The 20,619-nt window shown below is 60.2% G+C and carries 15 protein-coding genes; 10 read left to right on the top strand and 5 right to left on the bottom strand.

The features are described 5' to 3' along the window. The first annotated feature begins 70 nt into the window (after positions 1-70). The 6 genes from lepA (at position 71) to pdxJ (ending at position 6,149) form a co-directional block, all read left to right on the top strand. Positions 71-1,870, top strand: a complete 1,800-nt coding sequence (gene lepA, locus WA225_RS09320) for a translation elongation factor 4 (protein WP_422607712.1) — start codon at positions 71-73, stop codon at positions 1,868-1,870. A 5-nt stretch (positions 1,871-1,875) separates the two neighbouring features. Then, a complete protein-coding gene (gene lepB / locus WA225_RS09315; RefSeq protein ID WP_422607711.1) occupies positions 1,876-2,730 on the top strand; it encodes a signal peptidase I in 855 nt (284 codons plus the stop codon). Between the two features lie 182 nt (positions 2,731-2,912). After that, positions 2,913-3,602: a ribonuclease III gene (rnc, locus tag WA225_RS09310; RefSeq protein WP_016986099.1), complete on the top strand. Its 690-nt coding sequence runs from the start codon at positions 2,913-2,915 to the stop codon at positions 3,600-3,602. Then, positions 3,595-4,497 carry a GTPase Era gene (gene era, locus WA225_RS09305; RefSeq protein WP_016771562.1) on the top strand — a complete coding sequence of 301 codons (903 nt, stop codon included), beginning with the start codon at positions 3,595-3,597 and terminating at the stop codon, positions 4,495-4,497. Before rnc ends, era begins: the two co-directional genes overlap by 8 nt. A 167-nt stretch (positions 4,498-4,664) precedes the next feature. Then, positions 4,665-5,354 (top strand): DNA repair protein RecO, encoded by a 690-nt coding sequence (recO, locus tag WA225_RS09300; RefSeq protein WP_422607710.1) that lies wholly within the window; start codon positions 4,665-4,667, stop codon positions 5,352-5,354. A gap of 48 nt (positions 5,355-5,402) precedes the next feature. Further along, positions 5,403-6,149: a pyridoxine 5'-phosphate synthase gene (pdxJ, locus tag WA225_RS09295; protein ID WP_422607709.1), complete on the top strand. Its 747-nt coding sequence runs from the start codon at positions 5,403-5,405 to the stop codon at positions 6,147-6,149. 127 nt (positions 6,150-6,276) lie between these two features. Here the strand turns inward: pdxJ and mltF are convergent, their stop codons facing one another. Beyond that, positions 6,277-7,737: a membrane-bound lytic murein transglycosylase MltF gene (mltF, locus tag WA225_RS09290; RefSeq protein WP_422607708.1), complete on the bottom strand. Its 1,461-nt coding sequence runs from the start codon at positions 7,735-7,737 to the stop codon at positions 6,277-6,279. Between the two features lie 285 nt (positions 7,738-8,022). Here mltF and purL point away from each other — a divergent pair, with 285 nt between their 5' ends. The 4 genes from purL (at position 8,023) to WA225_RS09270 (ending at position 14,143) form a co-directional block, all read left to right on the top strand. Then, positions 8,023-11,919, top strand: coding sequence for a phosphoribosylformylglycinamidine synthase (gene purL / locus WA225_RS09285; protein WP_422607707.1), 3,897 nt, complete (start codon positions 8,023-8,025; stop codon positions 11,917-11,919). 5 nt (positions 11,920-11,924) lie between these two features. Beyond that, positions 11,925-12,236, top strand: coding sequence for an NGG1p interacting factor NIF3 (locus tag WA225_RS09280; RefSeq protein WP_422607706.1), 312 nt, complete (start codon positions 11,925-11,927; stop codon positions 12,234-12,236). A 1,022-nt stretch (positions 12,237-13,258) separates the two neighbouring features. Further along, positions 13,259-13,618 (top strand): DUF6124 family protein, encoded by a 360-nt coding sequence (locus WA225_RS09275; protein WP_371044254.1) that lies wholly within the window; start codon positions 13,259-13,261, stop codon positions 13,616-13,618. Between the two features lie 225 nt (positions 13,619-13,843). Further along, a complete protein-coding gene (locus WA225_RS09270; RefSeq protein WP_422607705.1) occupies positions 13,844-14,143 on the top strand; it encodes a hypothetical protein in 300 nt (99 codons plus the stop codon). A 48-nt stretch (positions 14,144-14,191) separates the two neighbouring features. On the opposite strand, the gene nagE is transcribed toward WA225_RS09270, so the two are convergent. The 4 genes from nagE to nagA are packed head-to-tail and all read right to left on the bottom strand — an operon-like array spanning position 14,192 to position 20,618. Further along, the gene (gene nagE, locus WA225_RS09265) at positions 14,192-15,937 is read right to left on the bottom strand and encodes an N-acetylglucosamine-specific PTS transporter subunit IIBC (protein ID WP_422607704.1); all 1,746 of its coding nucleotides are present in this window, start codon (positions 15,935-15,937) and stop codon (positions 14,192-14,194) included. Positions 15,938-15,960: 23 nt separating this feature from the next. After that, positions 15,961-18,474, bottom strand: a complete 2,514-nt coding sequence (gene ptsP / locus WA225_RS09260) for a phosphoenolpyruvate--protein phosphotransferase (RefSeq protein ID WP_422607703.1) — start codon at positions 18,472-18,474, stop codon at positions 15,961-15,963. Between the two features lie 34 nt (positions 18,475-18,508). Next, positions 18,509-19,531 carry an SIS domain-containing protein gene (locus WA225_RS09255; RefSeq protein ID WP_007909014.1) on the bottom strand — a complete coding sequence of 341 codons (1,023 nt, stop codon included), beginning with the start codon at positions 19,529-19,531 and terminating at the stop codon, positions 18,509-18,511. Next, positions 19,512-20,618 (bottom strand): N-acetylglucosamine-6-phosphate deacetylase, encoded by a 1,107-nt coding sequence (gene nagA / locus WA225_RS09250; RefSeq protein ID WP_422607702.1) that lies wholly within the window; start codon positions 20,616-20,618, stop codon positions 19,512-19,514. The genes WA225_RS09255 and nagA overlap by 20 nt, the downstream gene beginning before the upstream one ends. Position 20,619: the final 1 nt, after the last annotated feature.

Below are 20,619 nucleotides of genomic sequence, written 5' to 3'. Positions count from 1 at the left end.
CCGTGTATCAGGTACAATTCCCGGCTATTTTTCGGCGGGCTATGCCTGCAGCCTTTTTGAGTGTTGATCCGTGAGTGATTTGAGTCATATCCGCAATTTCTCCATCATCGCCCACATTGACCATGGCAAGTCGACGCTGGCTGACCGTTTCATCCAGATGTGCGGCGGCCTGGCCGAGCGTGAAATGGAAGCCCAGGTACTGGATTCCATGGATCTGGAGCGTGAACGCGGGATCACCATCAAGGCCCACAGCGTCACCCTTTATTACACGGCCAAAGACGGCATCAAATACCAGCTTAACTTCATTGACACCCCGGGCCACGTCGACTTCACCTACGAAGTCAGCCGTTCCCTGGCCGCGTGTGAAGGTGCGTTGCTGGTGGTCGATGCCGGTCAAGGTGTTGAAGCCCAGTCCGTGGCCAACTGCTACACCGCCATTGAGCAAGGCCTTGAGGTCATGCCGGTGCTGAACAAGATCGACCTGCCGCAGGCCGACCCTGAGCGCGTCAAGGACGAGATCGAAAAGATCATCGGCATCGACGCCACCGACGCCGTCACCTGCAGCGCCAAGACCGGCGTGGGTGTCGACGAAGTGCTCGAGCGTCTGGTCGCGACCATTCCTGCGCCGACCGGCAACATCGAAGATCCGCTGCAAGCGTTGATCATCGACTCCTGGTTCGACAACTATCTGGGCGTTGTCTCCCTGGTGCGCGTGCGTCATGGCCGCGTGAAGAAGGGCGACAAGATCCTCGTCAAGTCCACCGGCAAGATCCATCTGGTCGACAGCGTCGGTGTATTCAACCCGAAACACACCGCCACCGCTGACCTCAAGGCCGGCGAAGTGGGCTTCATCATCGCCAGCATCAAGGACATTCACGGTGCCCCGGTGGGTGACACCCTGACCCTGAGCTCGACGCCGGACGTTGAAGTGCTGCCTGGCTTCAAACGCATCCAGCCACAGGTTTACGCCGGTCTGTTCCCGGTCAGTTCCGACGACTTCGAGGATTTCCGCGAAGCGCTGCAGAAGCTGACCCTCAACGACTCGTCGCTGCAATACACCCCGGAAAGCTCCGACGCACTGGGCTTTGGCTTCCGTTGCGGCTTCCTCGGCATGCTGCACATGGAAATCATCCAGGAGCGCCTCGAGCGCGAGTACAACCTGGACCTGATCACCACGGCGCCGACGGTTATCTTCGAGCTGGTGCTGAAAACCGGTGAAACGATTTACGTCGACAACCCGTCCAAGCTGCCGGATGTGTCATCGATCGAAGACATGCGCGAGCCGATCGTGCGGGCCAACATCCTCGTGCCGCAAGAGCACCTGGGCAACGTCATCACCCTGTGCATCGAGAAGCGTGGCGTTCAAGTCGACATGCTGTTCCTCGGCAATCAGGTGCAGGTCACTTACGACTTGCCGATGAACGAAGTGGTCCTCGATTTCTTCGACCGTCTCAAATCCACCAGCCGTGGCTATGCTTCGCTGGACTACCATTTCGATCGTTACCAATCGGCTAATCTGGTGAAACTGGACGTGCTGATCAACGGCGACAAGGTCGATGCGCTCGCATTGATCGTGCACCGTGACAACTCGCACTACAAAGGTCGCCAGTTGACCGAGAAGATGAAAGAACTGATTCCTCGTCAGATGTTCGACGTGGCGATTCAAGCTGCCATTGGTGGTCAGATCGTTGCACGGACAACCGTCAAGGCCCTCAGAAAGAACGTATTGGCCAAATGCTACGGTGGTGACGTCAGCCGTAAGAAGAAACTGCTCGAGAAGCAAAAGGCCGGTAAAAAACGCATGAAGCAAGTGGGCAACGTGGAAATTCCACAGGAAGCCTTCCTTGCAGTGCTCAGGTTGGATAGTTAGGTCCTATGTCACTAAATTTCCCGCTGTTGCTGGTCATCGCCGTGTTCGTCTGCGGCCTGTTGGCGTTGCTCGATCTGTTGATCCTGGCACCGCGTCGGCGTGCTGCCATTGCCTCTTATCAAGGCAGTGTCAGCCAGCCTGACGGGGTGGTCGTTGAAAAACTCAACAAAGAGCCGCTGCTGGTCGAATACGGCAAGTCGTTCTTTCCGGTGTTGTTCATCGTCCTGGTGCTGCGTTCGTTCCTGGTGGAACCGTTCCAGATTCCGTCCGGTTCGATGAAACCGACCCTGGACGTCGGCGACTTCATTCTGGTGAACAAGTTTTCTTACGGGATCCGCCTGCCGGTGATCGACAAGAAAATCATCGAAGTCGGTGATCCACAGCGTGGCGATGTGATGGTGTTCCGCTACCCGAGTGATCCGAACGTCAACTACATCAAGCGTGTGGTTGGTCTGCCGGGTGATACGGTGCGCTACACCGCCGACAAGCGTCTGTTCGTCAATGGTGAGTCGATTGCCGAGCAGATGGTCGGCGCCGAGCCGGGTACGCTGGGCAGTGCCGAGCTCTACCAGGAAAAACTCGGCGCTGCCGAGCACCTGATCCGCAAGGAAATGAGCCGCTACCGCGCCACGCCGGACCATACATGGACCGTGCCGGCCGGGCACTACTTCATGATGGGCGACAACCGCGACAACTCGAACGACAGTCGCTACTGGGATGATCCGAACATTCCCAAGGATCTGCTGGGCATGGTTCCCGACCAGAATATCGTCGGCAAGGCCTTCGCGGTCTGGATGAGCTGGCCGGAACCGAAACTCAGTCACCTGCCGAATTTCTCGCGGGTTGGCCTGATCAAGTAATCACACACGGCGCTGTTGACCACAGCGCCGAATGCATTTCTGGAGCCGCCACAATCGGCTCCGGGGCATGAAGCCACGATATTCAGGACGTCATTTTTGAACACAGCGTTAATTGTCCCAAGCCTGCGCCGTATCCCGGCGATGGCGGTGGAATCCAGCCACGAACTCAGCGTGGGTAAACCGTGAGCGTTTCTTTAAGCCGTCTCGAGCGTCAGCTCGGTTACACCTTCAAGGATCAGGAGCTGATGCTGCTGGCCCTCACGCACCGCAGTTTTGCCGGGCGCAACAACGAACGCCTGGAATTCCTCGGCGATGCCATCCTCAACTTCGTTGCCGGCGAGGCGCTGTTCGATCGCTTCCCGCTGGCCCGCGAAGGCCAGTTATCGCGTTTGCGCGCACGCCTGGTAAAAGGTGAGACGCTGGCCGTACTGGCGCGCGGTTTCGACCTTGGCGATTACCTGCGACTGGGTTCCGGTGAATTGAAAAGCGGCGGTTTCCGCCGTGAGTCGATTCTGGCCGACGCCCTCGAAGCCTTGATCGGCGCGATCTACCTCGATGCCGGCATGGACATGGCGCGCGAACGCGTGCTGGCCTGGTTGGCGGGTGAGTTCGAAGGGCTGACCCTGGTCGATACCAACAAGGATCCGAAAACCCGCTTGCAGGAACACCTGCAATCGCGCGGTTGCGATCTGCCACGCTACGAAGTGGTGGATATCCAGGGCGAGCCGCACTGCCGAACCTTCTTCGTCGAGTGCGAAGTTGTCTTACTGAATGAAAAAAGCCGAGGTCAGGGTGTCAGCCGTCGTATTGCCGAACAGGTAGCGGCCGCTGCAGCACTGATTGCCCTGGGCGTGGAGAATGGCAATGACTGATACAAACGCAACTCGCTGTGGCTATGTTGCCATCGTCGGCCGTCCCAACGTCGGCAAGTCGACGTTGCTCAACCACATCCTTGGCCAGAAGCTCGCGATCACTTCGCGCAAGCCGCAGACCACGCGCCACAACATGCTCGGGATCAAGACCGAAGGTGACGTGCAGGCGATCTACGTCGACACCCCCGGTATGCACAAGGGGGGCGAAAAGGCCCTGAACCGCTACATGAACAAAACCGCTTCGGCGGCGTTGAAAGACGTCGACGTGGTGATCTTCGTGGTCGATCGCACCAAGTGGACCGACGAAGACCAGATGGTGCTGGAGCGCGTGCAGTACGTGACCGGCCCGCTGATCGTCGCGCTGAACAAGACCGACCGCATCGAAGACAAAGCCGAGCTGATGCCGCACCTCAGCTGGTTGCAGGAACAACTGCCGAACGCACAGATCATTCCGATTTCCGCGCAGCACGGACACAACCTCGAAGCGCTGGAAAAGGTCATTGCCGATCACCTGCCGGAGAACGATCACTTCTTCCCGGAAGACCAGATCACCGACCGCAGCAGCCGTTTCCTCGCCGCTGAACTGGTGCGCGAGAAAATCATGCGCCAGATGGGCGCCGAGCTGCCGTACCAGATCACCGTCGAGATCGAAGAGTTCAAGCAGCAGGGCAAAACCCTGCACATCCACGCGCTGATCCTCGTTGAACGTGACGGCCAGAAGAAGATCATCATTGGCGACAAGGGCGAGCGCATCAAGCGTATCGGCACCGAAGCGCGCAAGGATATGGAGTTGCTGTTCGACTCCAAAATCATGCTCAACCTGTGGGTGAAGGTGAAGGGCGGCTGGTCCGACGACGAGCGTGCGCTGCGTTCGCTGGGTTACGGCGACCTGTAAATACGCGGTTGTCGCAACACTGAAGAAACCTGTGGGAGCGAGCTTGCTCGCGAAGGGGATGTAACATTCAGCATTGATGTTGACTGTCACACCGAATTCGCGAGCAAGCTCGCTCCCACAGTGGTTTTGGGGTGAATATAAAACCGCGTTTTATCCATGAGAGTTCCATGTCCTCAAACCCGCCTCCCGCCCAACCTGCCTACGTCCTGCACTCCCGCGCCTACCGCGAAACCAGCGCGCTGGTGGACTTTCTCACGCCGCAAGGTCGGCTGCGTGCGGTGTTGCGCAGTGCGCGGGGCAAGGCCGGGACATTGGCGCGGCCGTTCGTGTCGCTGGAAGTGGAGTTCCGTGGCAAGGGTGAACTGAAGAATGTCGGGCGCATGGAGAGCTCTGGCACTTCGGCGTGGCTCAACGGCGAGGCGCTGTTCAGTGGTCTCTACTTGAATGAGCTACTGATCCGCTTGCTGCCTGCCGAAGATCCGCATCCGGGCGTCTTCGATCACTACGCCGCGACCTTGCTGGCATTGGCCGAAGGCCGTCCGCTGGAGCCGCTGCTGCGCTCGTTCGAATGGCGTCTGCTGGACGATCTCGGTTACGGTTTTTCCCTGAACACTGATATCCACGGTGAGCCCATTGCGCCCGACGGCCTCTATCGTCTGCAAGTGGACGCGGGTCTTGAGCGGGTTTTTCTGCTGCAACCCGGCCTGTTCAACGGCGTCGAATTATTGGCCATGGCCGAAGCCGACTGGACCGCCCCCGGCGCACTGTCCGCCGCCAAGCGCCTGATGCGTCAGGCCTTGGCCGTTCACCTGGGCGGTCGTCCTCTCGTCAGTCGTGAGCTGTTTCGCAAACCCTAGCCCCGTGTATGCTGTGCGCCGAATCTTTTCCTTCAGGAGCGCGCACCCGTGACCACCAGCAATCGCATTCTTCTTGGCGTGAACATCGACCACGTCGCCACCCTGCGTCAGGCCCGTGGCACGCGCTACCCGGATCCGGTCAAGGCGGCGCTGGACGCGGAAGAGGCGGGCGCTGATGGCATCACCGTGCACCTGCGTGAAGACCGCCGGCACATTCAAGAGCGCGATGTATTAGTGCTCAAGGACGTGCTGCAAACCCGCATGAACTTCGAAATGGGTGTCACCGAAGAAATGATGGCGTTCGCCGAGCGCATCCGCCCGGCGCACATTTGCCTGGTCCCGGAAACCCGTCAGGAGCTGACCACGGAAGGTGGTCTGGATGTGGCGGGGCAGGAAGAGCGCATCAAGGCAGCGGTTGAGCGTCTGTCGAAGATCGGCAGCGAAGTGTCGCTGTTCATCGATGCCGACGAGCGCCAGATTGCCGCGTCGAAGCGCGTCGGTGCGCCGGCCATCGAGTTGCACACCGGACGTTATGCCGATGCCGAAACCCCGACTGAAGTGGCTGAAGAATTGAAGCGTGTGGCGGACGGTGTGGCGTTTGGTTTGGCCCAAGGCTTGATCGTCAACGCGGGCCACGGCTTGCATTACCACAACGTTGAAGCCGTCGCGGCAATCAAAGGCATCAACGAACTGAACATCGGCCATGCGCTGGTGGCGCATGCGTTGTTCGTGGGCTTCAAGTCTGCCGTATCGGAAATGAAGGCGCTGATCCTGGCTGCCGCGTTGAAAGGCTAAAGGTCAACGCATAACCCCTGTGGGAGCGAGCTTGCTCGCGAAGGCGCAGTGTCAGCCGACATATTCGTTGGCTGACACACTGCCTTCCCGAGCAAGCTCGCTCCCACATTTGTTTTTGGGGTGTTGGCTAGAGCGGGGCGGGTTCTTGCGCCGGTTTTGACTTGTCGATACCCGGCACATGCAGATTGCCCTCAGCGACTTGATCGCCCTCAAGCTGAGGCTGCGTCACCCAGGTCAAAATGTCGTAATAGCGACGAATGTTCGCCACAAAATGCACCGGCTCGCCGCCACGGGCATAGCCATAACGGGTCTTGCTGTACCACTGTTTCTGCGACAGGCGCGGCAGGATCTTCTTCACATCCAGCCACTTGTCCGGGTTCAAGCCTTCCTTCGCGGTCAGTTTGCGCGCGTCATCCAGATGACCGCTGCCGACGTTGTACGCGGCCAAGGCAAACCAGGTGCGATCCGGCTCCTTGATCGAGTCGTCGAGCTGATCCTTCATATAAGCCAGGTACTTGGCGCCGCCCATGATGCTCTGCTTTGGATCGAGGCGGTTGGACACGCCCATCGCCTGCGCGGTGTTCTGGGTCAACATCATCAGCCCGCGCACACCGGTCTTCGAGGTGACCGCCGGTTGCCACAGTGATTCCTGATAGCCAATGGCAGCCAGCAGGCGCCAGTCGACTTTCTCTTTTTTCGCGTAATTCTTGAAGTGCTGTTCGTATTTCGGCAGGCGCTGTTGCAAATGCTGGGCGAAAGTCGTGGCGCCCATGTAGCCGAGGACATCAACGTGGCCGTAGTAGCGATCCTTCAAACGTTGCAGGGTGCCGTTCTTCTGCACCTTGTCCAGATACGCGTTGATCTCGTTGAGCAGGCTGTTGTCTTCGCCCGGGCCAACCGCCCAGCTCTGGCTGCGCGCATCGCCGAGGTCGAAGGCCACGCGAATGTTGGTGAAGTACACCTGGTTCATCGCCACTTCGTTGGAGTCGACCAGGGTCAGGTCAATCTGGCCTTCATCGACCATGCGCAGCAGGTCGACCACTTCAACCGCGTCGGACTCTTCGTATTCGATGCCGGGAAATTTCTTTTTCAGCTCGGCCAGTTGTTCGGCGTGAGTGCTGCCCTTGAGCACCATGATCTTCTTGCCGACCAGATCGCCCGGGTCGGTTGGCCGCGACTGGCCGTTGCGATAGATGATCTGCGGGGTGACTTCAAGGTAGGAGTGTGAGAACCGCACCTGCTTCTTGCGCTGTTCGCTGCTGACCAGACCGGCGGCGGCCAGCACCGGGCCATTCGGTTTGCCGATCTGATCGAAGAGGTCGTCGAGGTTGTCGGCGGTCTCGATCTTCAGCTCTACGCCCAAATCGTCGGCGAAACGCTTCACCAGCTCGTATTCGAAGCCGGTTTCACCGCTGCGATCCTGAAAGTAGGTGGCGGGGCTGTTACGGGTAATCACCCGCAGCACACCATCCTCCTTTATGCGCTCGAGTGTGTTGGGTTTATCAACACAGCCACCGAGCATCAGGAAGAGTCCGGTTGCGATCAGCCATTTGGCGTACCGCGGACGCAAAGCCGTTGGGAAAAACATCTGCGCAGTATACGCAAACGGCCACGGGCGCCATATCTCGACAGTGCAGGGCGAGTCTGCTAGCGATCACAAAACCGGCTTGAACCCCGCAGAAACGGGCCTTCACGGCTTTTTGTTACAGTAAAAATAAGCCGTCGTGAAACACGCGATTTACCTGACTCTGGAGGCAGAAACACAGATTGGTGTCCGAGTGCAACCGTGCGTAGCGTTTCGGGTGATGTTGAGGGCGGTTTAGGCTAGAATGCACGGCCTCAAAGCACACCCCTTCCCGAGGCTGTCCCGAAGATGTTGATCCTGCGCGGCGCTCCTGCCCTTTCTGCCTTTCGCCACAGCAAACTCCTTGAGCAACTGAGCCAGAAGGTTCCAGCTGTCAGTGGCCTGTATGCTGAATTCGCTCACTTCGCCGAAGTCACCGGCGTCCTGACCGGCGACGAACAGCAGGTGCTTGCGCGCCTTCTGAAGTACGGCCCAAGCGTTCCGGTACAAGAGCCGACCGGTCGTCTGTTTCTGGTGTTGCCGCGTTTCGGCACCATCTCGCCATGGTCGAGCAAGGCCAGCGACATCGCCCGCAACTGCGGCCTGAGCAAGATCCAGCGTCTGGAACGCGGTATCGCCTTCTACGTGGCCGGTCAGTTCAGCGAAGCCCAAGCGCAACAGATCGCCGACGTGCTGCATGACCGCATGACCCAGATCGTGCTGGCCAATCTCGAACAGGCTGCCGGTCTGTTCAGCCACGCCGAACCGAAGCCGCTGACGGCCATCGACATCCTCGGTGGCGGTCGCGCTGCGCTGGAAAAAGCCAACACCGAGCTGGGCCTGGCCCTGGCCGAAGACGAGATCGACTATCTGGTCGACGCCTTCAACGGCTTGAAGCGCAACCCGCACGACATCGAACTGATGATGTTTGCCCAGGCCAACTCCGAACACTGCCGCCACAAGATCTTCAACGCCAGTTGGGATATCGATGGTGAGAACCAGGAAAAAAGCCTGTTCGGCATGATCAAGAACACCTACGTGATGCACAGCGAAGGCGTTCTGTCGGCTTATAAGGACAACGCTTCGGTGATCGTCGGCAACGTCGCCGGCCGTTTCTTCCCGAACCCTGAGACCCGCCAGTACGGCGCGGTGCAGGAGCCGGTGCACATCCTGATGAAGGTTGAAACCCACAACCACCCGACCGCGATTGCTCCGTTCCCGGGTGCATCGACCGGTTCCGGCGGCGAAATCCGTGACGAAGGTGCAACCGGCCGTGGCGCCAAGCCAAAGGCTGGCCTGACCGGTTTCACCGTGTCGAACCTGCAGATCCCCGGCTTCGAACAGCCGTGGGAAGTGCCGTACGGCAAGCCTGAGCGCATCGTTACCGCGCTGGACATCATGATCGAAGGCCCGCTCGGCGGCGCTGCGTTCAACAACGAATTCGGTCGTCCGGCCCTGACTGGCTACTTCCGTACCTTCGAACAGTCGATCACCACCCCGCACGGTGACGAAGTTCGTGGTTACCACAAGCCGATCATGTTGGCCGGCGGCATGGGTAACATCCGCGAAGAACACGTCAAGAAAGGCGAGATCGTCGTGGGCTCCAAGCTGATCGTCCTCGGCGGCCCGGCGATGTTGATCGGTCTGGGCGGCGGTGCCGCTTCCTCGATGGCCACCGGCACCAGCTCGGCGGATCTCGACTTCGCTTCCGTGCAGCGTGAAAACCCTGAAATGGAGCGTCGTTGCCAGGAAGTCATCGACCGTTGCTGGCAACTGGGTGACAAGAACCCGATCAGCTTCATCCACGACGTGGGGGCGGGCGGTCTGTCCAACGCCTTCCCGGAACTGGTCAACGACGGCGATCGCGGTGGCCGTTTCGAACTGCGCAACATTCCCAACGACGAGCCGGGCATGGCCCCGCACGAAATCTGGTCCAACGAATCCCAGGAACGTTACGTTCTGGCCGTCGGCCCTGAAGACTTCGCGCGCTTCCAGGCGATCTGCGAACGCGAGCGCTGCCCGTTTGCTGTCGTCGGTGAAGCCACTGCCGAACCGCAACTGACCGTGACCGACAGCCATTTCGGCAACAACCCGGTGGACATGCCACTGGAAGTGTTGCTGGGCAAAGCCCCGCGCATGCACCGTTCGGTGGTTCGCGAAGCCGAGCTGGGCGATGACTTCGATCCGTCGAACCTCGACATCAGCGAGTCCATCGAACGCGTTCTGCATCACCCGGCCGTGGCCAGCAAAAGCTTCCTGATCACCATCGGCGACCGCACCATCACCGGCCTCGTGGCCCGTGACCAAATGGTCGGCCCGTGGCAGGTTCCGGTGGCTGACGTTGCTGTCACCGCGACCAGTTTCGACGTCTACACCGGTGAAGCCATGGCGATGGGCGAGCGTACTCCGCTGGCATTGCTGGACGCCCCGGCGTCGGGCCGCATGGCCATCGGCGAAACCCTGACCAACATCGCTGCTTCGCGCATCAACAAGATCTCCGACATCAAACTGTCGGCGAACTGGATGTCCGCTGCCGGCCACCCGGGCGAAGACGCGCGTCTGTACGACACCGTGAAAGCGGTTGGTATGGAACTGTGCCCTGAGCTGGGCATCACCATTCCGGTGGGCAAGGACTCGATGTCCATGGCCACCCGTTGGAGCGATAACGGCGAAGAAAAAACCGTGACCTCGCCGATGTCGCTGATCGTGACCGGTTTCGCGCCAGTGGCTGACATCCGTCAGACCCTGACCCCGGAACTGCGCATGGACAAGGGCACCACCGACCTGATCCTGATCGACCTCGGTCGCGGTCAGAACCGTATGGGTGCTTCGATCCTTGCTCAGACACACGGCAAACTCGGCAAACACGCGCCGGACGTCGATGACGCCGAAGACCTGAAAGCCTTCTTCGCGGTGATCCAGGGCTTGAACGCCGATGGTCACCTGCTGGCTTATCACGACCGCTCCGACGGTGGTCTGCTGACTTCCGTGGTGGAAATGGCCTTCGCCGGCCACTGCGGTCTGAGCCTGAACCTCGACGGTCTGGCAGAAACCACCGCCGACATCGCCGCCATCCTGTTCAACGAAGAACTGGGCGCAGTGATCCAGGTTCGTCAGGACGCCACGCCAGACATCCTCGCGCAATTCAGCGCCGCCGGTCTGGGCGACTGCGTGTCGGTGATCGGTCAGCCGATCAACAATGGCCAGGTCAACATCACCTTCAACGGTGACACCGTGTTCGAAGGCCAGCGTCGTCTGCTGCAACGTACCTGGGCCGAAACCAGCTACCAGATCCAGCGTCTGCGCGACAATGCCGACTGCGCCGAGCAAGAGTTCGACGTGCTGCTGGAAGAAGACAACCCGGGCCTGAGCGTCAAGCTCAGCTTCGACGTCAACCAGGACATCGCCGCGCCTTACATCAAGAAAGGCATCCGCCCACAGGTTGCCGTGCTGCGTGAGCAGGGCGTCAACGGTCAGGTGGAAATGGCGGCCGCGTTCGACCGCGCCGGTTTCAACGCGATCGACGTGCACATGAGCGACATTCTCGCGGGCCGTGTCGACCTGAACGAGTTCAAAGGTCTGGTGGCGTGCGGTGGTTTCTCCTACGGCGACGTGCTCGGCGCCGGTGAAGGCTGGGCCAAGTCGGCGCTGTTCAACAGCCGTGCCCGCGATGCGTTCCAGGGTTTCTTCGAGCGTAACGACAGCTTCACCCTCGGCGTGTGCAACGGTTGCCAGATGATGTCCAACCTGCACGAGCTGATCCCGGGCAGCGAGTTCTGGCCGCACTTCGTGCGTAACCGCTCCGAGCAGTTCGAAGCGCGCGTGGCGATGGTACAGATCCAGGAATCGAACTCGATCTTCTTGCAGGGCATGGCCGGCTCGCGTATGCCGATCGCCATCGCTCACGGTGAAGGTCACGCCGAGTTCTCCAGCGAAGAAGCCCTGCTGGAAGCCGATCTGTCGGGTTGCGTGGCGATGCGTTTCGTCGACAACCATGGCAAGGTCACCGAGCGTTATCCGGCCAACCCGAACGGTTCGCCGCGCGGGATTACCGGTCTCACCAGCCGTGATGGCCGTGTGACGATCATGATGCCGCACCCGGAGCGTGTGTTCCGCGCGGTGCAGAACTCGTGGCGTTCGGAAGACTGGAACGAGGACGCACCTTGGATGCGTATGTTCCGTAATGCACGCGTCTGGGTTAACTGATCGTCGTGTATAAGCTGGCGTTTTTTGTTCCTGACAGTCATGTCGAGGTGGTCAAAGGGGCTGTGTTCGCTGCCGGTGGTGGGCGGATCGGTGACTATGACCACTGTGCGTGGCAGGTGCTTGGTCTGGGCCAGTTTCGACCGTTGGACGGCAGTCAGCCGTTTATGGGTGAGGCGGGGCGGGTTGAGCGGGTTGAGGAATGGAAGGTTGAGCTTGTGGTGGTGGATGAGTTGATCGTTGCTGTTGTGGCGGCTTTGAAGCTTAGTCATCCCTACGAGACGCCGGCTTATGAGGTGTGGCGGCTGGAAGATTTCTGATTTTTTTGCTGCTGAAACAGGAAACCCGCAGATGGGTGATTGTCTGCGGGTTTTTTGTTGCCTGCGATTTTTCCGGGCGACCTCATTCCACTGTGGGAGCTGGCTTGCCAGCGATGGCGCCCTGACAGGCGGCCATGCTCTGGCTGACTGTGTGAATATCCGTTTCTTCGGTTGCTGCGGCTGGCGGTTTCGCCCTTACGGCGACTCACTTTTTTACAAACGCCTAAAAAAGTAAGCAAAAAACGCTTGCCCCAACGTTCGGCCCACTCGCTAAAGCTCGGGGTTCCTTCGCTCCGGAATTCATCCGGGCGCATCGCCTCCGGTTTGCTTCGCTGCACCTCCTCTCGATGCATTTGGCTGCGCCAAACGGTCGCTGCGCTCCCACCCCCGGATGAATCCCTCCGCTCAGCCTGCCGACGGGGCCTGTGTATCAAGATCAAAAAGCCGCAGCCGAGCTTGCGCTCATCCTGTTGAGTGGTGAGGAGCACTGCGCGTTCGGCTTTGGTTTTGTGGTGGGTTCGCCCCTCATCGGAACGCCGCCCGCCCAGCCCTCTCCCGAGGGAGAGGGAGCCGATTTGTGGGCTTTTCAATATCTGAATTCGACTCGGTATTTCACGTCGGCGTAGATCCACCAAACACCTCACCCTAGCCCTCTCCCTCTGGGAGAGGGCTAGGGTGAGGGTTTGCTTTTGACTGTTTAAAGCAGTGTCGAAATAGCAGAACCTTCCCACAAGGTTTTCAGGTTGTCCGTCGGACGTGCGGTCTCTAGTCTTTGGCTGTCACCGCGAATCGGTGATCGGGTGTGAGAACCCGGTAAGAGGTTTTAATCAAACGTCAGTAGCACCATAATCGCCGCCAGCTCATTCGCTGCCAGTGATGTTCTATGGCGGCTGTGTGCGGGCGGACTTCGGTTCGGCCGGGTTGATCTCTTACCGGTTTCTCACTCCGCACATAGCTGCCACCTCTTCGTCGCGTGAGAAACGACCAGTGATGGCTTCAATCATTGATTAGAGATCATTGCAATGACTAAGCCCGTACCCGATCCACCCGAAACCCAAACCCCACTCGAAGAAGCCCTCCGCGCCGAAGACCAGGCCCGAAACCGCGAAGCCATCAAGCGCGCCCTCGACTTCTACCTGTGCCCCGAGCCCGCAAAGCCACGCCGGCCTAGCACCATGTTCATGGTCTGTCCGCAGGTCGACACTGAAAGCCTTCTCGCCCACGCTTGCGAGTCCTTAGCCTCTGCAAGTACCGCGGCCGGCAACTTCGCCAATGAGCTAAACGGTTCTCAGCGCAGCACCGTATTAGGCATCCAGCAAATCGTCATGCTCGCCGAACTGGCGGTAAATCGCGCACTGGATCGGGTAGACCCGCAAACCTGATCCATACGGGGACATCGCAAACAGGCTGGCCCCATTGGGATAGGGGCGAGCCTGCTCAAGCGCATGACTTTGGAGGTTGACGTTCGCGGCTCAACTCAGTGGCAGATGTGGCATTGACCGTTTATCGGAAACACCTCTTAACCTGTAATTTCTGACAGTGGTGCGATACCTGAAACTCCTGTCAGATAAGCCTTCCATCCAAAACGGGTAAGAAGGAACTTGGCTATGTCTACTGAAAAAAATGTTGTGCCAGTCATCACCACTCTGAAAGACGAAAAGGGCGTAGAGATTCCCAACGGTGGCGCCACCTCGGCAACTTCTGTGCACTTGAGCGGGTTTGCAGCTGCTGGAGAAAACGTTGAAATCCTGGATGCTGGTGTTCCGAAGGGGCAAGTCGTCGCCAGTGGTGCAGGAGGCTGGACTCTGCTCCTGACAGGGCTGGCGCTGGGTGCTCATTCGATTACGGCCAAAGCAAACACTGGTATTTCACCGCCTCGTACTTTTACCGTTGTTGCAGCGAAGTAACCCGATAAAAAAGCCGCAGGGCCTGGTAGCCCGGCGGCTTTTCATGGATCAGTAAGACTGTCGGGTTTTTACTGCGGGTAAAGCTTTCGCACTTACCTCAGTGCGATTGAGCAGAACCTCAAGTGCTTCGCTCAAATTCGCAGCTTTGTCACCCACCAGCAAATGCCAGACCCCACCGTCCAACTGGCTGACACCGTGACAACCCAGCTCTTTCAATTGCGCCTCAGACAACGCCTTACCATCCGCCAATTGCAGGCGAATCCGCGTCATCGCAATGCAATCCAGTTGCAGCACATTGTCGCCGCCGCCCAACGCGTTCAGCCATTGCTGCGCCTCGGAACCGGCAACGGCCACAACTTTCGGCTCATCAGCAACAACAGCGGTTTCAACCAGAACCGCACGCCCCAGAGAAGGCATCGCCAGGCGAATCTCATCGGCAATGCTGTCCGCCATCGGCCCGACAACAACCTGCAAACTGCCACCCTTGCCCGGACGCACAACCGCCATCGCCCCCAGCGCTTTCAGCTCCGCATCCGACGCCTTGTTGCGATCGACCATCTCCAGGCGCAACCGCGTGGTGCACGCGCCGACCGTCAGCAAGTTCTCCGCCCCGCCCAATGCCTTGATGTAGGCACTGGCGCGCTCGTTCTCGGTTAGTACGGCTTTTTCACCGACAGCGACATCCTCGCGCCCCGGCGTTTTCAGATTGAAACGACGAATGCAGAAATCAAACACCACGTAGTAGATGACCGCATAGGCAAGGCCCACCGGAATCACCAGCCAGCCATTGGTCGAGCGACCCCAACCCAGCACCATGTCGATGAAGCCACCGGAGAAGGTGAAGCCCAGGTGAATGTTCAACGCATTGGTAATCGCCATCGACAACCCGGTCAGCAGCGCATGCAGCAAATACAACAACGGCGCCAAAAACATGAAGGCGAATTCAATCGGCTCGGTCACCCCGGTCAGAAACGAAGTCAGCGCCATCGACAGGAAAATCCCGCCCATCACCTTGCGGCGTTCCGGCAGCGCGTTGCGATACATCGCCAGACATGCCGCCGGCAGGCCGAAGATCATCATCGGGAACATGCCGGTCATGAACTGGCCGCCCTTAGGATCGCCAGCGAAATAGCGCGACAGGTCACCGGTCACCAGCGCACCGGTAGTCGGATCGGTGAAGTTACCGAACACAAACCACGCCATGTTGTTGAGGATATGGTGCAGGCCGGTGACGATCAGCAGACGGTTGAACACGCCGAACACGAACGCGCCGATGCTGCCGCTTTCCATCATCAGTGCGCCGAAAGCGTTGATGCCGTGCTGAATCGGCGGCCAGATGTAGCCGAACACCACGCCCAGACCGACCGCCGCGAACCCGGTGACAATCGGCACAAAGCGTCGCCCACCAAAGAACGCCAGATACTCCGGCAGCTTGATGTCCTTGAAGCGGTTGTACAGCGCGCCGGCCATCAGGCCGCTGACGATGCCGGCGAGCATGCCCATGTTGATGCTCGCATCGAGCACCTTCAGCGTGGAGATCATCACCAGATAACCGATCACTCCGGCGAGGCCGGCGGTGCCGTTGTTGTCCTTGGCGAAACCGACGGCGATGCCGATGGCGAAGATCATTGCCAGGTTGGCGAAGATCACTTGGCCGGCATCGTGAATGATCGCGATGTTCAGCAGGTCGGTGTCGCCCAGCCGCAGCAGCAGACCGGCAATCGGCAGGATCGCGATCGGCAGCATCAGCGCGCGGCCGAGGCGTTGCAGGCCTTCGATAAAGAGTTGGTACATGGCGTTTGTCCTTGTTGTTTTTGTTAGCGCAGAGGCCAATGTTGATGACAGGCGTGGCGCACGGCGGCGGCGCTGCTCAGCTTGAGCAGGTCGCGACTGAGGCGCTGGCATTCGGCCTCGTGCACCTGGCGCACGCGATCCTTGATTTCACCGATCTGCACCGGGCTGACCGACAATTCGGTAACGCCCAGCCCGATCAACACCGGTGTAGCCAGCGGATCAGAGGCGAGGGCGCCGCAGACGCCGACCCAGCGCTTGTGCACCGCCGCGCCTTCGCAGGTCATGGCGATCAGGCGCAGCAGCGCCGGGTGCAGGGCGTCGACGCGGGCGGCAAGACCTGCGTGATCGCGGTCCATGGCCAGGGTGTATTGCGACAAGTCGTTGGTGCCGATCGAGAGGAAGTCGGCGTGCTCGGCGAGTTGTTCGGCTTGCAGCGCGGCGGCGGGGACTTCGATCATCACGCCGATCTCCGGGCGCTGGCTCACGCCCAGTTCGACGCACAACGCATCGACGCGTTGGCGGATGTGCAGGAGCTCATCGACTTCGGTGACCATCGGCAACAGGATCCGGCAGCGGTGCAGCGGGCTGACTTGCAGCAGCGCGCGTAATTGTTGATCGAGAATTTCCGGGCGGGCCTGAGCCAGACGAATGCCGCGCAGACCGAGCACCGGGTTGGCTTCGATGGGCAGCGGCAGGTAATCAAGTTGCTTGTCGCCGCCGACGTCGATGGTGCGGATGATCACCGAATGCTCGCCCATCGCATCCAGTACGCCTTGATAGGCCGCACGCTGTTCTTCGACGTCCGGCGCGGTCTGACGATCGACGAACAAAAACTCAGTGCGCAACAGACCAACGCCATCAGCGCCGTTGGCGAAGGCATCTACCGCTTCACCGCTGGAGGCAACGTTGGCGACGACTTCGATGGTCACGCCGTTGCGGGTTTCTGCAGGCAAGTGAGCCTTGGCTTGCTGTGCGTCACGGCGTTGCTGACGATCAATTTGCGCCTGCTCAACTTCAGCCAGACGTTCGGCATCTGGCGTCAGTTCGAGGCGTCCACTGTCGGCATCGAGCACCACCGCTTGGCCTTGTCGCTGATCAAGCAAGGCAGAACCCAACGCCACCATGCACGGCAGACCTTTGCCGCGAGCGAGAATTGCCACATGCGACGTCGCGCCACCCTCGGCCATGCATAACCCGGCAACGCCTTGCGCACTGAGTTGCAGCAGATCCGAAGGCGTCAGTTCATGAGCGGCAACAATGGCGCCGGCCGGCACGTCGTAATGCCACGCCTCACCGAGCAACGCACGCAACACCCGTTGCTTGAGGTCACGCAGATCGTTGGCGCGCTCGGCCAGCAGCGCGCTGCCGGTGTGCTGCAGCATTTCGCACTGCACGTCGATTGACTGGCTCCAGGCGTGAGTGGCTGCAGTGCCTTGTTCGATGGAGTGTTGCGAAGCATCAAGCAGCGCCGGATCTTCCAGCAGAGCCAGATGCGCGGCGAAGATCGCTTCTTCGTCGGCATTCCTGTGTTTTTTCGCTTGCGTGAGGGTGGCGTCGATTTCGTTGCGGACCTGAGTCAGTGCCGTGTCGAGCACCTGCTGTTGCCGTCGCGGATCATGATTGCCCGCATCCGCTGGCAAACTGATCGCGTTCAAACGAAACAGCGGCCCGCCAACCAGTCCTGGCGCAGCGCAGACACCGTGCAACACGCCAGCCTCGGCCGGGCGCTTAAGAGTGGCAGCATTGACCGGCGCCGCAGCGTGATGATCATCCGGCAGCGCGGTGGCCAACGCCGTAAGCAACGCTTGCAACGCCGCTTCAGCGTCCGGCCCCTGGCAACTGACCTGCACCTCATCCTGCTCGCCAACGGCCAGGCCCATCAAACCGATCAGGCTGTTGCACGGCGCCGATTTGCCGGCGAAGTGCAGTTGCGACTGGCTCTTGAACCCTTGCGCAGTTTGCCGAATCAGCGCAGCCGGGCGGGCATGCAAACCACCGCGATGGGCTACCAGAACATGGCCATGAACCTCAGGCCCGTCGATGACTGCTGCGCTCGCGGCCAGACCGTTGCGCGCAATAATGTGCAGCAACGGCTCGCCGACTTTCACTGTTTTGAGCGTAATCGGCCGCACCTGAAAATCCTGGCTGTTGGTCAGGATCAACAGGCTGACGAGGCTTTTGCACTGCTGGCCGACCTTGTCGAGGTCATAGCGCAACAGCGGCTGACCCTTGCTGACGCGCGAGCCATCCTTGACCAGCATCGAGAAGCCTTCGCCGTTCAACTCAACGGTGTCGAGCCCAAGGTGCAGGAGGATTTCCGCGCCGTTGTCGGCACGCACGGTCAGTGCGTGGCCAGTGCGGGCGACGTGAATGATCACCCCGGCGCACGGCGAGTACAGGGTATCGTTGATCGGGTCGATGGCAATGCCGTCGCCCATCGCGCCGCTGGCGAACACCGCGTCCGGGACTTTGGCGAGCGTGAGCACCGGGCCGCTGAGCGGGGCGCTGAGGGTCAGCTCTTTATTGTTGTTGTGCATGGCTCGGTCTCATCAGGTCTGCAGTCATTCGGACTTAGTGCGTACGGGTCACTTTGCTCAGGTGGCGCGGCTGATCCGGGTCCATGCCACGGGCCACGGCCAAACCGGCGGCCATCACGTAGAAGCTCTGAATCGCCAGAATCGGATCGAGGGCCGGGTGTTCGGCGCGGGTCAGCGTCAGATCGCGCTCGGCAATGTCATCCGGCGCAGCCAGCAAGACACGGGCGCCGCGTTGACGCATTTCTGCCGCGAGGCTCAGCAGGCCAGCCTGCTCGGCACCGCGCGGAGCGAACACCAACAATGGATAGTGTTCGTCGATCAGCGCCATCGGGCCGTGACGCACTTCGGCGCTGCTGAATGCTTCGGCCTGAATCGCCGAGGTTTCCTTGAATTTCAGCGCTGCCTCTTGAGCGATGGCGAAACCGGCGCCACGACCGATGACCATCAGCCGCTCGCAATCACGCAACGCTTCGATGGCCACGCTCCAGTCCTGTTTGGCGGCTTCGCGCAAGCCTTCGGGCAGGGCGTTGCCGGCTTCGAGCAATTCGCTGTCCTCTTTCCAGTGCGCGATCAAACGAGCGCTGGCGCTGAGGGTGGCGATAAAACTTTTGGTCGCGGCGACGCTGCTTTCAGTCCCGGCGAGCAACGGCACGCTGAACTCACACGCGGCTTCCAGTGGCGAATCGGCGGCGTTGACCATCGACACGCTGAGCGCGCCACGCTTGCGCAGCAGACGCAGGCTGTTGACCAGATCCGGGCTCTGCCCCGATTGCGAAAAAGCGAACGCGACCTGACCGCTGACCTTCAACGGTGCTTGCTGCATGGTCACCACCGACATCGGCAACGACGCCACCGGTACACCCAATTGCTGCATGGTCAGGTAGGCGAAGTAGCTCGCCGCGTGGTCGGAGCTGCCGCGTGCGACGGTCATCGCCACTTGCGGTGGCTGACGGCGCAGGCGCCCGGCGATCTCGATCATTTGCGCGTCGAGTTGTTGCAGTTGGGCTTGCACGGCCTCGAACGAGGACAGCGCCTCCTCAAGCATTTTTGAAGTCAATGTCTTCTCCTTCGACCATGACGGCGGTCAGTGTGAGTGAGCGATCGAGCCGCACGCAGTCGGCCCAGGCACCCGGTGCAAGGCGCCCGCGTTCGTTGATGCCGAGGTAATCGGCGGGAAATTGCGACAGGCGCTGCGAGGCCTCGGCGATCGGCAAACCGATCTTCACCAGGTTGCGCAGGGCCTGATCCATGGTCAGCGTGCTGCCCGCCAAAGTGCCGTCGGGCAGGCGTACGCCGCCCAGGCATTTGGTCACGGTGTGGCTGCCGAGCTTGTATTCACCGTCAGGCATGCCGGCGGCGGCGGTCGAATCGGTCACGCAATACAGGCACGGGATCGAGCGCAGAGCCACGCGAATGGCGCCGGGATGCACGTGCAACAAATCTGGAATCAGCTCGGCGAATTTGGCGTGGGCCAGTGCCGCGCCGACGATCCCCGGCTCGCGGTGATGCAGCGGGCTCATGGCGTTGTAGAGGTGAGTGAAGCTGGTCGCACCGGCCGCCATTGCGGCAACGCCTTCCTCGTAACTGCCGAGGGTGTGGCCGATCTGCATGCGCACGCCACGGCTGCTCAGTTCACGAATCAACGCGTCGTGACCGGCGATTTCCGGGGCGATGGTGATCACCCGGATCGGCGCCAGTGCCAGGTATTCTTCGACTTCGGCCATCAATGCGGTATGGGCGAAATTCGGTTGTGCACCGAGTTTGCCGGGGTTGATATACGGGCCTTCGAGGTGGACGCCGAGGACGCGCGCGGCACCTTGCGGACGCCGTTCGCAGAATGCTCCGACTTCCTTCAGCACGCTGGAAATCTCCGCGCTCGGCGCGGTCATGGTGGTGGCCAGCAGCGAGGTGGTGCCAAAACGCACATGGGTTTTGGTGATGGTTTCGAAAGCGCTGGCGCCTTCCATGATGTCTTTGCCGCCGCCGCCGTGAACGTGCAGGTCGATGAAACCGGGCAGCAGGTACGGCAGATCGTTAGTCGCCGGATCGCAAGGCACGCCTTCGATCGACACGACTTTGCCGTGTTCGTGGACCAGCCGGCCGCGAATCCAGCCGCTGGCGGTGAGGATGTTGTCTTCGGACATT

The sequence above is a fragment of the Pseudomonas sp. genome (genome assembly GCF_049300855.1).
Taxonomy (GTDB): Bacteria; Pseudomonadota; Gammaproteobacteria; order Pseudomonadales; family Pseudomonadaceae; genus Aquipseudomonas.
Note: the sequence above shows the minus strand (reverse complement) of the source record. Positions and strands in the feature narration are given on the sequence as shown.

Excerpts from the sequence above, each read along its gene's own strand:
- lepB (WP_422607711.1), top strand. The coding sequence starts at position 1,876 with ATGTCACTAAATTTCCCGCTGTTGCTGGTCATCGCCGTGTTCGTCTGC.
- era (WP_016771562.1), top strand. The coding sequence starts at position 3,595 with ATGACTGATACAAACGCAACTCGCTGTGGCTATGTTGCCATCGTCGGC.
- recO (WP_422607710.1), top strand. The coding sequence starts at position 4,665 with ATGTCCTCAAACCCGCCTCCCGCCCAACCTGCCTACGTCCTGCACTCC.
- mltF (WP_422607708.1), bottom strand. The coding sequence starts at position 7,737 with ATGTTTTTCCCAACGGCTTTGCGTCCGCGGTACGCCAAATGGCTGATC.
- purL (WP_422607707.1), top strand. The coding sequence starts at position 8,023 with ATGTTGATCCTGCGCGGCGCTCCTGCCCTTTCTGCCTTTCGCCACAGC.
- WA225_RS09275 (WP_371044254.1), top strand. The coding sequence starts at position 13,259 with ATGACTAAGCCCGTACCCGATCCACCCGAAACCCAAACCCCACTCGAA.
- WA225_RS09270 (WP_422607705.1), top strand. The coding sequence starts at position 13,844 with ATGTCTACTGAAAAAAATGTTGTGCCAGTCATCACCACTCTGAAAGAC.
- nagE (WP_422607704.1), bottom strand. The coding sequence starts at position 15,937 with ATGTACCAACTCTTTATCGAAGGCCTGCAACGCCTCGGCCGCGCGCTG.
- ptsP (WP_422607703.1), bottom strand. The coding sequence starts at position 18,474 with ATGCACAACAACAATAAAGAGCTGACCCTCAGCGCCCCGCTCAGCGGC.
- nagA (WP_422607702.1), bottom strand. The coding sequence starts at position 20,618 with ATGTCCGAAGACAACATCCTCACCGCCAGCGGCTGGATTCGCGGCCGG.